13 protein-coding genes are annotated in these 12,435 nt (G+C 64.2%); 6 read left to right on the top strand and 7 right to left on the bottom strand.

The window, feature by feature from the left end; genetic code table 11:
- The first annotated feature begins 160 nt into the window (after positions 1-160).
- The 5 genes from ON058_RS05070 to ON058_RS05050 are packed head-to-tail and all read left to right on the top strand — an operon-like array spanning position 161 to position 7,498.
- Positions 161-1,630, top strand: coding sequence for a cytochrome ubiquinol oxidase subunit I (locus ON058_RS05070; protein WP_274667949.1), 1,470 nt, complete (start codon positions 161-163; stop codon positions 1,628-1,630).
- Positions 1,631-1,639: 9 nt separating this feature from the next.
- Positions 1,640-2,665, top strand: coding sequence for a cytochrome d ubiquinol oxidase subunit II (gene cydB / locus ON058_RS05065; RefSeq protein WP_274667948.1), 1,026 nt, complete (start codon positions 1,640-1,642; stop codon positions 2,663-2,665).
- A gap of 3 nt (positions 2,666-2,668) precedes the next feature.
- The gene (locus ON058_RS05060) at positions 2,669-4,249 is read left to right on the top strand and encodes an ABC transporter ATP-binding protein/permease (RefSeq protein WP_274667947.1); all 1,581 of its coding nucleotides are present in this window, start codon (positions 2,669-2,671) and stop codon (positions 4,247-4,249) included.
- Complete coding sequence (cydC, locus tag ON058_RS05055) at positions 4,246-5,892, top strand: thiol reductant ABC exporter subunit CydC (protein WP_274667946.1); 1,647 nt, start codon at positions 4,246-4,248, stop codon at positions 5,890-5,892. Before ON058_RS05060 ends, cydC begins: the two co-directional genes overlap by 4 nt.
- Complete coding sequence (locus ON058_RS05050; RefSeq protein ID WP_274667945.1) at positions 5,885-7,498, top strand: GAF domain-containing protein; 1,614 nt, start codon at positions 5,885-5,887, stop codon at positions 7,496-7,498. The genes cydC and ON058_RS05050 overlap by 8 nt, the downstream gene beginning before the upstream one ends.
- Before the next feature lie 15 nt (positions 7,499-7,513).
- On the opposite strand, the gene ON058_RS05045 is transcribed toward ON058_RS05050, so the two are convergent.
- The 7 genes from ON058_RS05045 to rsmD form a co-directional block, all read right to left on the bottom strand.
- Positions 7,514-8,131, bottom strand: a complete 618-nt coding sequence (locus ON058_RS05045; RefSeq protein ID WP_274667944.1) for a response regulator — start codon at positions 8,129-8,131, stop codon at positions 7,514-7,516.
- Between the two features lie 34 nt (positions 8,132-8,165).
- The gene (gene mutM / locus ON058_RS05040) at positions 8,166-9,116 is read right to left on the bottom strand and encodes a bifunctional DNA-formamidopyrimidine glycosylase/DNA-(apurinic or apyrimidinic site) lyase (protein WP_274667943.1); all 951 of its coding nucleotides are present in this window, start codon (positions 9,114-9,116) and stop codon (positions 8,166-8,168) included.
- A 14-nt stretch (positions 9,117-9,130) separates the two neighbouring features.
- The gene (rnc, locus tag ON058_RS05035) at positions 9,131-9,847 is read right to left on the bottom strand and encodes a ribonuclease III (protein ID WP_274667942.1); all 717 of its coding nucleotides are present in this window, start codon (positions 9,845-9,847) and stop codon (positions 9,131-9,133) included.
- Positions 9,848-9,875: 28 nt separating this feature from the next.
- Complete coding sequence (gene rpmF, locus ON058_RS05030; protein WP_274667941.1) at positions 9,876-10,070, bottom strand: 50S ribosomal protein L32; 195 nt, start codon at positions 10,068-10,070, stop codon at positions 9,876-9,878.
- Positions 10,071-10,072: 2 nt separating this feature from the next.
- A complete protein-coding gene (locus ON058_RS05025; protein WP_274667940.1) occupies positions 10,073-10,546 on the bottom strand; it encodes a DUF177 domain-containing protein in 474 nt (157 codons plus the stop codon).
- A 195-nt stretch (positions 10,547-10,741) separates the two neighbouring features.
- Positions 10,742-11,215 carry a pantetheine-phosphate adenylyltransferase gene (gene coaD, locus ON058_RS05020; protein WP_274667939.1) on the bottom strand — a complete coding sequence of 158 codons (474 nt, stop codon included), beginning with the start codon at positions 11,213-11,215 and terminating at the stop codon, positions 10,742-10,744.
- A gap of 38 nt (positions 11,216-11,253) precedes the next feature.
- Entirely contained in the window at positions 11,254-11,817 is a 564-nt protein-coding gene (gene rsmD / locus ON058_RS05015; protein ID WP_274667938.1) for a 16S rRNA (guanine(966)-N(2))-methyltransferase RsmD, read from the bottom strand.
- 78 nt (positions 11,818-11,895) lie between these two features.
- On the opposite strand from rsmD, the gene ON058_RS05010 reads away from it, so the two are divergent.
- Positions 11,896-12,432: a cellulose binding domain-containing protein gene (locus tag ON058_RS05010; protein WP_274667937.1), complete on the top strand. Its 537-nt coding sequence runs from the start codon at positions 11,896-11,898 to the stop codon at positions 12,430-12,432.
- Positions 12,433-12,435: the final 3 nt, after the last annotated feature.

The raw sequence follows: 12,435 nt of genomic DNA, 5'->3' as shown, positions 1-12,435 counted from the left end.
TGACACACGGCATGCACTACCGGCCCAAAGCCCCTGGGAACAGCGTGTCCCCGCCATCGTGACCGAACCGTAACGCACCCCGGGACCTTGGTCCCTGCGGCATCCGGGCGCACCGCCAGGTAGCGTTATCGCCATACGACATTGAAGGGAAGTCCCCCCTGTGGATGTGCTTGAACTCGCGCGGTGGCAATTCGGAATCACCACCGTCTACCACTTCATTTTGGTGCCACTCACCATCGGTCTGTCGACACTGGTCGCCATCATGCAGACTGCCTGGGTCCGTACCGGAAAGCAGAAGTACTACCGACTGACCAAGTTCTACGGGAAGCTTCTGCTCATCAACTTTGCACTCGGTATCGCTACCGGAATCGTGCAGGAGTTCCAGTTCGGCATGAACTGGTCCGAGTACTCGCGGTTCGTAGGCGACGTCTTTGGCGCCCCGCTAGCGATGGAAGCGCTCATGGCGTTCTTCCTGGAGTCGACCTTCCTCGGGCTCTGGATCTTCGGTTGGGACAGGCTTCCCAAGAAGGTCCACCTTGCGACCATCTGGTCCTTTGCGATCGGTTCACTGCTGTCCGCTTACTTCATCATTGCGGCCAACTCCTGGATGCAGCACCCCGTGGGTGCGGAGTACAACGCGGAGACCGGCCGCGCAGAGATGACAGATATCTGGGCGGTGTTGACGAATAACACCACGTTGGCGGCATTCCCCCACGTCATAGCGACGGCGTTCTTGGTCGCGGGAACCTTCGTGGCAGGTATCGCGGTCTACTGGATGGTGCGGAAGTCTCGCGAAAGCAAGACTCACGAGGACTTGCCGATGTACCGCACGGCGGCGCGTTTTGGCGCGGTCGTCATGTTGCTGGCCGGCATCGGTGTCATCGTCACCGGTGATATTCAAGCCAAGCTCATGTTCGAGCAGCAGCCCTACAAGATGGCGGCAGCCGAAGGCCTGTGTCATACCGAAGAAGGAGCCGCGTTCTCGCTGCTGACGATCGGAAACTTGGCGGGTGACGACTGCGGATCTGTCCAGCACCTCATCGAGGTTCCCGGCATGCTCGCCTTCATGGCGACCGGGGACTGGGACGGCACCGTGCTCGGGCTCGATGACCTGCAGGAGATGTACGCGGAGCGCTACGGCGCGACCACCCCTGACGGTGAGGAGATCTCGTACCAGCCGAACCTGATGATCACGTACTGGTCGTTCCGCCTCATGATCGGTCTCGCCGCGTTCTCTGCAGCCCTCTGCGTCGCGATCTTCTGGTTCACGCGCAAGAACAAGGCAATCGATCAAGGGTGGATGTCGAAGCTCGCCATCATTTCCCTGCCCATGCCGTTCCTCGCGGGTAGCTTCGGCTGGATCTTCACGGAGATGGGCCGTCAGCCCTTCGTCGTTGCACCGAACCCCACGGGCTCTGACCAGATTTTCTTGATGACCATGTTCGGCGTGTCCGAGTCGACCTCAGTCACCGAAGTTGTGATCTCCCTCACCACGTTCACGCTGGTGTACGCGATCCTGGGTGTCTTCTGGTTCAAGCTCATGCATCGCTATGCGATCGAAGGAGCTCCGAACCCGGAGCCGGAGGAACACTCCACCGATCCTGACCGCCCCATGTCCTTCGCATACTAGGAGTCCCCCATGGATCTGGCACTTGTATGGTTCATTCTCATCGCGGTCCTGTGGACCGGATACCTCGTCCTTGAGGGATTCGACTTTGGCGTCGGCATGCTCATGGAGAAGGTCGGCAAGGGTGACAAGGGTCGCCGCGTCGCCCTGAACACCATCGGCCCCGTGTGGGACGGCAACGAAGTGTGGTTGCTCACCGCGGGTGGCGCCATGTTCGCGGCCTTCCCTCACTGGTACGCCACCCTCTTCTCGGGCTTCTACCTACCCCTGCTGCTCATCCTGGTGGCGCTCATCGTGCGTGCCGTGGCGATCGAGTATCGCGGCAAGATCAACGACGATGCCTGGCGTCGCCGTTGGGACTGGATGATCATGGGATCGGCATGGATCCCGTCGATCCTGTGGGGCGTGGCGTTCGCCAACATCGTGCGTGGTGTCCCGATCGACGAGAACATGACGTACACCGGAGGCTTCTTCAACCTCCTCAACCCCTACGCTCTCCTGGGTGGCGCCACGACTCTGGTGCTGTTCCTCAGCCACGGTGCGATCTTCCTTGCATTGAAGACGTCGGGCGAGGTTCACGACCGTGCCGCGGCAGTCGCGAAGACCCTGGCCCCCATCGCAGTCGTCGTCGCCGGCGCCTTCGCGGTGTGGACCCAGCTCGCCTACTCGGTCACCTGGACCTGGGCTGCCGTGGCCATCGCCGCGGTCGCACTCCTGGGGTCGATGTTCTTTGGCAACCAAGGAAGCTACGGCAAGGCATTCGCTACCAACGCGGTCGCCATTGCCGCGGCAGTGGTGCTGATCTTCGGCTCGCTCTACCCCGACGTCATGCCGTCCACGACTGACCCCGCCTACTCGCTCACCTTGGAGAACGCGTCGTCATCCGACTACACGTTGACTGTGATGACATGGGTGGCCGTGATCTTTGTGCCGATCGTGCTGGCGTACCAGGCCTGGAGCTACTGGGTCTTCCGTCGCCGTCTGTCGCTGGACCACATCCCCGAGCACTCGTCGCTCACCTTCATCAAGAAAAAGTAGCGAGTGCGACCACTCGACCCACGCCTGGCAGGACGAATCGGTCCTGCCAGGCGTTACATCGTTACGACGGCTTTGCTGGGCTTCTTCACCGCCCTGCTGATTGGCGTCCAAGCCCTCGTGTTGGCTCGAGTTTTGGCTCCCGTGCTGGCACCTGGCCCCCTCACCGACGACGGACTTGGTCCGCTCGGCTTCGTGGTGCCACTCGAGGCCCGGCAACTCTCCGTTGCATTGGCCTGGCTGATCCTGGTGGTGGGTCTACGGGTTGTTGTCACATGGGTTCAGGAGCGTCTGGCCCACCGCGCAGGTGCGCAGGTCATTGCGGAGCTCCGGGAGCAAGTGGTCTCCCACGCGACTGCACTGGGCCCCCGGTGGATCGCTTCAGGAGAAGGCACCGCGGTCGCTACAACCGTGACCCGCGGCCTCGAATCCCTGATGCCTTACTTTGTGCGGTACCTCCCACAGTTGTTGCTGAGCGTCACCGTGACCCCGGTGATGATGGTCGTGGTGTTGGGTTTGGACTGGATCTCTGCGCTGATCGTGATCGGCACCGTGCCGTTGATCCCGATCTTCATGATCCTCATCGGCCTTGTCACCCGGGAACGCTCAGCGAAGCACCTTGATGCGATGCAACGGCTTGCGTCGCGGACACTCGATCTCATCGAAGGCCTCCCCACGTTGCGGGCGCTGGGCCGTGAACGCGGGCCCGCCGCTCGCGTGCGAGAGCTCGGCGATGCACAGCGTCGCGCCACGATGGGTTCCTTGCGTATCGCCTTCATGTCAGGCATGGCGTTGGAGCTGCTGACCACCCTGTCGGTCGCGTTGGTTGCCGTCACCCTGGGATTCCGACTCGTCGATGGAAATGTCTCGATCGAGACGGCACTCGCCGTGCTCATCCTCGCTCCTGAGGTGTACTTGCCGCTGCGCATGGTGGGGACCCACTTCCACGCGTCAGCGGACGGCCTCGCCGCCGCAGACGCCGCGTTCGAAGTCCTCGAGATTCCCGTCGAGGACTCCACCGGCAAGCCTGCCGCGCCCTCGCTCCACGGCGCGTCGTTGGTGATCGAGGACCTGTCGGTCGCGACGCCTGACGGACGACGGCTCGCTCCTGCGCGTCTCAACACTGTCATTCGGCCAGGAACCGTGACCGCACTCGTCGGCCCCAATGGGGATGGCAAGTCCACCGCGCTTGCAAGCCTGATGGGACTTCTTCCTGCAGACTCAGGTTTCGTCGCTGCCCTGACCGAGCATGGTCGGACCGACACGATCGACGTTGACCTGGCCACCTGGTCCACACAGTTCGCGTGGGCGCCCCAACGTCCCGACCTCGGACCTGAGGGGCGCACTCTGAGCCTGGGCCAACGGCAGCGCGTCGCGCTCGACCGGGCCTTCGCATCGGCCCGTCCCGTCCTCGTGTTGGACGAGCCCACCAGCCACCTGGACCGGGCACACCGTGATCAGGTGATCACACGCATTGTCGCTGCGGCACAGTCCGGCACCACGGTGGTGGTCGCGACGCACGAACCCGAACTGATCGCCGCCGCAGATGTGGTGGTTGACGTGACCGCGATGGAGGTGGCGCGGTGAAAGAACTGCGCACGCTGATCCGCGAATGCGATCTGTCGAAGCCCCGCGTCGCCCTGGCGATCCTGACCGGCTCCGCCGCACTTGGATCTGCGGTGGGCCTGAGCGCCGTGGCAGCCTGGATGATTGCCCGCGCGGCAGGCATGCCCTCCCCCGCCGACCTCGCGATCGCCGCCGTGGTCGTCCGGTTCTTCGGCATCGGCCGTGGACTCTTTCGCTATCTGGAGCGCTTGGTGTCTCACGACGCAGCACTGCGCGGCGTCGTGGCCCTACGTGCCCGCGTGTATGAGCGGTTGGCCGCGGCGCCAGCCGACTCGGTCCTGAGCTTGCGACGCGGTGACACGCTCGCGCGCATCGGCGCTGACGTGGATGCCGTGGGGGATGCCGTGGTGCGCGGCGTGATCCCGTTGGGCGTGGCGTTTGTCGTGTCAGGCGTGGCTGTGGGCATCAACGCATGGATGGACCCTGCAGCGGGCATCATTCTGGCGGTGGCGTTGGCTGTGGCCGCGTTCGGCGCTGCGGGATTGACGTGGCGCGCCGCACGCCTCGCGGCGGAACGGTCGGTGACGGCCGATGCCAGGGTCACCGAAGCAGTGATGTCCAGCCTTGACGGTGCTGCAGAGCACCGGGTGTGGGGCACCGCACAGGAAGCCCACGAGGCGCTCCAGGACGCGGATCGCGATGCGGTGTCCTCCCAGGAGCAGTCGGCGCGGCCCGCCGCCTTTGCCGCCGCGCTGCAAACCCTGTGTGCTGGCGCTGCACTTGTCGGGTGCGTCTGGGTCGCTGTCAAAGGTGCCCACTACGGCGAGTACGGCCCTACGACCGCCGCCATCATCGCGTTGCTGCCGCTCGCGGCATTCGAAGGCGTCAATGGGGTTCCCGGAGCCGTGACTCAACTGTTCCGCTCCCAGAAGGCGGCTCAGCGCATCGTCGCTATGGCGCCCAACACTGACTCCCGTGGTGTCTCGACGCAGCCGGCCGAGCCGGACTCGGCAGAGCCTGGCCTGTTGACGGTCCGCCTCACCGAACTCCAAGCAGCATGGCCGGAGATGACCCCCACGGTCCCCATCACCGCCAGCGTAGGACCGGGACAGATTTTGGCCATTGTGGGACGTTCGGGAGTGGGCAAGACCACCGTGCTCACCACGATTGCTGGCGCATTGGCACCGCACGCGGGCACTGTCGACATCCACGGGGAAGGCGCTCACACGGTGCCTGCAGAACGCGTCGGCACGGACGTGGGCATGACCGCTGAAGACGCGCACATCTTTGGAACGTCCGTCATGGAGAACCTCCGCGTTGCCCGCGGAGACGTCACCGAGGATCAGGCAGCCGAGGTGTTGGAACTCGTAGGGCTGAGCTCGTGGATCGCGGGGCTACCCGACGGTCTCGACACCGTCCTCGGCACGGGTGGAAACTCTGTTTCCGGTGGCGAGCGTAGGCGTCTGCTTCTGGCTCGCGCCTCGCTGACGACGCAGCCGGTGATCCTCATCGACGAACCCGCCGAGCACCTCGATGAAGCCGGACGGACAGCATTGCGCGCGGTGCTCCAGCATTTGTCGGCGCACAACCGTACGGTTGTCATCGTGACTCATCACCTGGAACTGACCGACCTTGCCACCGAGGTGGTGAGCCTCGATGCCTGACCGGCGTGCCAAGGACATCTCCCTCGCAGATGCCATTACCGCCCTCAACCAGAACCTCGAGCTCGACGAGGTTCTTGACGTGTTCGTGGAGTCCGCGCGCGCCCTGACCGGCGCCAAGTACGCGGCACTCCACGTGATGGATCCACAAGGCAAGTCGGTGGCCTTTCACGTGAAGGGCATGGACGACTCCACCCAAGGCATGATCGGCCACCCCCCTGGCCGTGTGGGTGTCCTGGGCAGGATCCCCGATCACGGGACGCTCGCCGTCGAAAACGTCCGCACGCACCCCGCACACCAGGGGATGCCCGCGAACCATCCCGAGTTGGGGACGTTCCTGGGCACCGCCCTGACGGTCCGCGACACGGTCTTTGGATACCTGTACCTGGCGGACAAAGACGGTCCGTTTGACGACGGCGACGACCACTTGATCATGGCGCTAGCTGCCGGAGCCTCCGTTGCGATTGACCACGCCACACTGTATGAGCAGGCCAAGCAGCGCGAGCGGTGGCTTGAAGCGTCGCAACGACTCACTACCGAGATGCTCACCATCACGGACGAAGAAGAAGCGCTCCAGGGCATCGTTGATGCGGCCTGCGATCTTGCGGGCGCCTCCACGGCAGCGCTGGTCCTTCCGGGTGTCGACGACCAGTGGATCATCGAGATGACCGCAGGTGACGGATCTGAAGCGCTCATCGGTTTGGCGTTGCCGGCTGAGGGCCGCGCCATGGAGGTCGTACGCACCGGCACCGGCATCGTCGCGCCCGCGCCCCCCGGCACCCATGTCCTGAAGGAAGTCACCGAGTACGGACCATCGCTGTACGCACCGCTGTCAGCGGAAGGCAAAGCCATCGGCCTCCTGATGCTGTGGCGCAACAACGGTGAAGCAGAGTTCAGCGAAGACGACTTGCGCACCGCTCAGCGCTTCGCACACCAAGCGGCGCTCGCGTTGACGCTGACGGAGTTGAGCCATGCTCGCAATCACTCCGCACTGTTGGAGGAACGCGAACGTTTGGCCGACGACCTGCACGACTTCGTCTCGCAAGAGCTCTTCGCTACCGCGATGCAGATCGAAGCGATCTCATCGGAATCGAAGCCTGAGGTGCGCGCGCGGCTGGCGGAAACACTCGAACACGTCAAGCGCGCCCAACACGAGGTACGGGGCGTGATGCGCGCACTCGCAGGTCAGCGGTCTGCCGAGCCGATCGCCGATCGCGCACGGCGGGAGCTGACCCTCGCCACCGCATCGTTGGGGTTCTCCCCCGACATTGTGGTCGCTCAGTGGTCGCCGGTGGCCGATGCCGTGGCTCATGACAGCACGCTCGCGGACGACATCATCGCCGTCATGCGTGAGCTGTTGTCGAATGTCGCCCGCCACGCCAAGGCGTCTGCAGTGAAGTTTTGGATCACCGTCGAGGACGCTCGCCTCGAGATTGGCGTCGAGGACAACGGCATTGGTCCCGCGGGCGCGCTCAAGCGGTACTCGGGAACGAACAACCTGGCAAACCGCGCGTTGCGACGCCATGGATCGTTTGCGCTTCACGCCGTCAACAAGGGCGCAGACATGCCAGGTTCCGTTGCCACCTGGAACGTCGAGGTGACGTCGTAGTTCTGAGGGTCTGGCTTAACCCCGGAACGACTGAGCGCGACGCTGCGTCGCCCACGCCACGATCTGCGTGCGGCGGCGCAAACCCATCTTGGACAGCACCGAGGTGACGTGGTTCTTAACGGTCTTCTCCGCGATACCGAGTTGTTCGGCAATCTCACGGTTGGACTTGCCCTCACCGACGGCCTGCAACACACGCCGCTCGGTGGGGGTGAGGCGAGCAGTGGCCTCGTCTTCACCAACCGCGATGTGCTGGCCGTGTTCGCGACCCGTGGCGGCATCGAGCACCGCCTTCACCACCTCAGCTGAGCCGGCCGTCTTGGCAACAAAGGCGTCAGCACCGGCTTGACGAGCGGCAGCGCGCGCCTCGTCGTCGTCATAGCTCGTCAGCACCACGACGTGGGTGTCGGGCAACGTCTTGCGCACGTGGGCAATGACGTCGAGTCCAGTGCCGTCCGGAAGACGAAGGTCGGAGAGAATCACGTCGGGACGCACAGCGTCAGCACGACGCACCGCCTGGGCGACAGAGGCGGCCTCTGCCACAACCTCGACCCCGTCCGCGCGATCAAGAATGTCGCAAATTCCACGTCGAACGACCTCGTGATCATCGAGGACCAGCACTTTTACGTCAGCCATACCCTGCATCGTAGGCGTAACCTCCCGTTGGAACCTAGCGGGCACGCCCACCGCGGGGCGCCCATCGTCGTTGACATGCGGCACACCAGTGAGTGGCGCGCCCTCCTACCGTGGCGCGGCGCAGCAACGCTCCACACCGACTGCACGGCTCCCCCGCTCGCCCGTACGCTTCAAGCCCGCGGGCAAAGTAGCCTGACTCGCCGTTGACGTTGACATACAGCGAGTCAAAACTCGTGCCGCCCACCTCAAGCGCGCGCCCCATCACATCGGAAGCCGCGGCAAGCAGGCTCTGCGCCTGCGCACGCGACATCGCCTCTGCAGGCCGTTCGGGGTGGATCTGCGCCAGCCACAGCGCCTCGTCGGCATAGATGTTCCCCACCCCGGAGACCAGACCCTGATCCAAAACCACCTGCTTGATGCCACGCCGGCCGCGGCGCCACGACGCCACTGCCCCCGCAACGTCCAGCATCGGATCCAGGGCATCCCGGCCGATGTGCGCCACGCTCACAGGCAGAGCGGGAAGCGAGCTCCCGTGCCCGCCAGGGCCGCCATCGCCCGTGGCGACCAAATCCTCCACGTGCAGGTAGCCGAACGTGCGCTGGTCGAGGAAGTCGATGACCCACCTCTCGCCATCGCGCTCCACGACCAGGCGTGTGCGGCAATGCGGATGTGGTGCGGGGATGTCGGCACCCCGGTGGACGCGGAACTGCCCCGACATGCCCAGATGAGCGGACAGCGCGTCGGTTGGGGTGTTGAAGCCAGCGTGCGCATCGGCTTGATACGTCAGTGGCATCCACAGGAACTTGCCGCGCCGCACTGCCGTCACGATGGTGGCCCCTACAAGGCGGCCAGTGAACTCGTCTGCGCCACCGGCCATCAGCCGCACGCAGGAGGCCCGACGCACGTCAACGGACACCACTCGGGCACCTTCCACATGGGGCACCAGGCCGGCACGAACCGTCTCTACTTCTGGGAGTTCAGGCATAGGGAACTGCCGTCTTACGCACGTGTAGCGGAAGCGTCCATGCCTACGAGGACCTTGTAAGCCTCAGCAGCGGCTTCCTGCTCAGCATACTTCTTGGCGCTGCCCACTCCGGTGCCATACGCCTCACCGTCGATGGTGACGGTGGCGGTAAAGGTACGCGCGTGGTCCGGTCCATCACCTTCGCAGGAGTAGAGGGGAGCACCCTTGCCGCGTTCAGCACATGCTTCTTGGAGCGAGGTCTTCCAATCCAAGGCGACGCCGGAGGTGGCAGCAGCCTTGAGGTGACCGTCAACGAGGTTGAGCACCACGTCACGCGCCACGTCGATCCCGTGGCTGAGGTATACGGCACCGATGATCGCTTCGACAGCGTCGCACAGAATGGAGTCTTTGTCGGCGCCGCCCGTGGTGCGTTCGCCTTTGCCCAGCAGGATGCAGGGGCCCAAGTCAACTTCCCGAGCGATCTCCGAGAGCGCCTTTTGCGACACTGTGGCGGCGCGCATCTTCGCAAGCTCGCCTTCAGGGAGGTCGGGGTGATCGCGGTACAAGCGATCAGTCACGATGATGCCCAAAACAGAGTCGCCAAGGAACTCCAGGCGCTCATTCGTGGGCAGCCCACCCGCCTCATAGGCGAATGAGCGATGAGTAAGCGCGAGGACGAGCAAATCAGGGTCGATAGTGACCCCGAGGCGCGAGATCAGGGCGTCGGCCGCAGCCTGCCCTGGAATCGTCACGATGCTCGTCCCCGCGCTGGAAAACTCTTTACAGCTCGTTCTCGGTGCGCAGTGCCTCTGCGTACTGGCGACCGTTGTAGGCGCCGCACGAAGGGCATGCGGTGTGGGCGAGCTTGTCCGCCTTGCACGACGGGCACGTCGTGAGGTTTGCAGCGGTCGTCTTCCACTGCGAGCGGCGCGCACGCGTGTTGCTGCGCGACATCTTGCGCTTAGGAACTGCCACGGCTAACTCTCTTTCTGTTCAGTCAAACTCTGTAGCGCCGACCACCTCGGGTCGATCACCTCGTGGGCGTGGTCCGGATCATCCGCAAGCCTGGCACCACATTGGTCGCACAGGCCGGGGCAATCCGGGCGGCACAGCGGGGTGAACGGCAGTGCTGTCACTACCGCGTCCCGCACCACGTCCTCAAGATCCAGGTTCTCACCATCAAACTCGAAGACGTCCTCAGGCTCTTCCTCGTCCTCGCCAGAGCCTACCGGTTCTTCAGCGAACAGCCCTTGAACAGCAGCATCGACATCAAGTCGAACCTCATCCAAGCACCGTCCGCACTCACCAATGGCTTGCGCGCGCACGCTTCCCGAAACCCAAATACCGTCCGACACCGACTCCAAACTCGCATCGAGTTCAACGGCGGCACCTGACGGCACGCCAACGATATCCGTACCCAGGGCTTGAGGGGCCGGAAACGACTCGCTCACTGAGCGGTGCGCACCAGGGCTTCGCACGATGTCCCTCACTTGGAACACGTACGGAGAGGTGCTTGGGCGGTGCGACATCGTGCGCGCCTCCCATCGATTCCGGTCTCGCAAGACCTGGTCCGTGCAACGTCAGCAGGACCGGCGCACTACTTTACGCGATAAATGCCCCTGGTCTCAACCTGAGCCCAGGGCGCGTCAGGCCAAAGCCTCAGCAATCGCCTCAGCAACCCCCTGCGGAACGTATCCCGAGACGTCTCCCCCGTGCCGTGCCACGTCTCTCACCAGCGACGATGCGACGTGGCTCAAACCATTGTCGCCGACGATAAACACCGTCTCGATGCCGCTCAACGAACGGTTCATCAACGCCATCGGACGCTCCGCATCGAAGTCCGCTCCGCCGCGCAGACCCTTCACGATCGCATCGGCCCCCTGGGCGCGACAAAAGTCCACCAGCAATCCATCCGTGCGCAAGACCTCAACCCCTGGCACATGCGCCGTTGCCTGCGCGGCCAACTCCACGCGCGCATCGGCGCTCAACAAGGGCGTCTTGGTCGAGTTGTGCGCCACCGCGAGCACCACGCGATCAAACAAGGACGCGGCGCGCGTCACAATGTCCACGTGCCCCACCGTGATGGGATCGAACGTGCCTGGGAAAACCGCGATCGTCATAGCGACGACGCTACCTCAGCTCGAAACACTGCGGCGCGTCACGCCTGGACGTGTTCCGCGTAGAACAGTCGCGTCTCCCCGTAGTCCTTCGACGTGAGGACCTCCAACGCCGCCGGCCACTGGGGCGCGCGTGCACGAGTGGAGCCTTCCAACACCACCGTCGCCTGCGGCGCAAGTAGCGCCGGCAGTCCCTCCAGGAATGCGTCTACCTCATCAGGGTTCAAGTCGTACGGCGGATCGATCAAGACCAGTGTGAAACCGGGCGTGGTCGCGGCCGAGCGGGCCACGAACGGCGCCACTTTCTCCCGCACCACCCGAGCCTGTCCCCCCACGCCAAGTTCCCGCACGTTCGTCTGCAGGACCCGAACAGCCGGGGCACCCGACTCCACCAACGTGACCTCACTCGCACCACGGCTCAACGCCTCAAAACCCAGCGCTCCAGAGCCCGCGAACAGGTCCAAGACCTTCGCCCCCGTCAACACTCCAGAGTGATCGAGCCGCGAAAACAACGCTTCCCGTACGCGGTCGGTCGTCGGACGTGTGCCCTTGGCTGGCACCTGAAGACGACGGCCGCCCCACTGTCCCGCAATGATTCGTGTCACGGCTCCAGCGTATCGAGGCGACCTCGCTAGAGTTGACGCGATCATCGAACAAGCGACGTGTCTGAGGGGACGTGAAGCGTGACTATTGATCAGCACAAGAATGCTGAGATCTCACCTTGGTGGAAGAGCGCACGGGTGCTCGTGCCCGCGGCTGTAGGAGCGGGTTTGCTGCTGTTCGTGGGCGGATGGGCACTTGCCCGCGCCACGGCAGACTCGGACGCACCGGCAACCGTCACGTCCGCAACCGCGGCCCCTTCACCCTCACCCACGCCGAGCGGCACCCAGGTGGCGGAGCCCCCGGCAGTGGCTCCTACGTGTGCTGCTGAGGTAGACGTGACCTCGGAATGGTCAGGGGGCTTCCAGGCCAACGTCATCGTGTCCGCTTTCGGCGACGTTGAAGGCTGGACAGTGACGATGTCCGTAGGTGATGCCGTGATCGATGGCGCGTGGAACACCACCCTCAAGTCGGGCGCCAGCGGCAACGTGACAGCCAGCAACGTCGACTACAACGGGACGATCCCTGATGGCGGCACCGCGACCTTGGGATTCACTGCATCGGGTGAACCGGACTTCCAGGACGTCGCCTGCACTGCTGTGGCGCCGGAAGCTGACTAGACG

It is taken from the genome of Demequina sp. B12, assembly GCF_028823635.1.
Lineage (GTDB): Bacteria > Actinomycetota > Actinomycetes > Actinomycetales > Demequinaceae > Demequina.
This window is presented reverse-complemented; position numbering and strand designations above follow the sequence as displayed.

Excerpts from the sequence above, each read along its gene's own strand:
- cydB (WP_274667948.1), top strand. The coding sequence starts at position 1,640 with ATGGATCTGGCACTTGTATGGTTCATTCTCATCGCGGTCCTGTGGACC.
- ON058_RS05050 (WP_274667945.1), top strand. The coding sequence starts at position 5,885 with ATGCCTGACCGGCGTGCCAAGGACATCTCCCTCGCAGATGCCATTACC.
- ON058_RS05045 (WP_274667944.1), bottom strand. The coding sequence starts at position 8,131 with ATGGCTGACGTAAAAGTGCTGGTCCTCGATGATCACGAGGTCGTTCGA.
- mutM (WP_274667943.1), bottom strand. The coding sequence starts at position 9,116 with ATGCCTGAACTCCCAGAAGTAGAGACGGTTCGTGCCGGCCTGGTGCCC.
- coaD (WP_274667939.1), bottom strand. The coding sequence starts at position 11,215 with ATGACGATCGCGGTTTTCCCAGGCACGTTCGATCCCATCACGGTGGGG.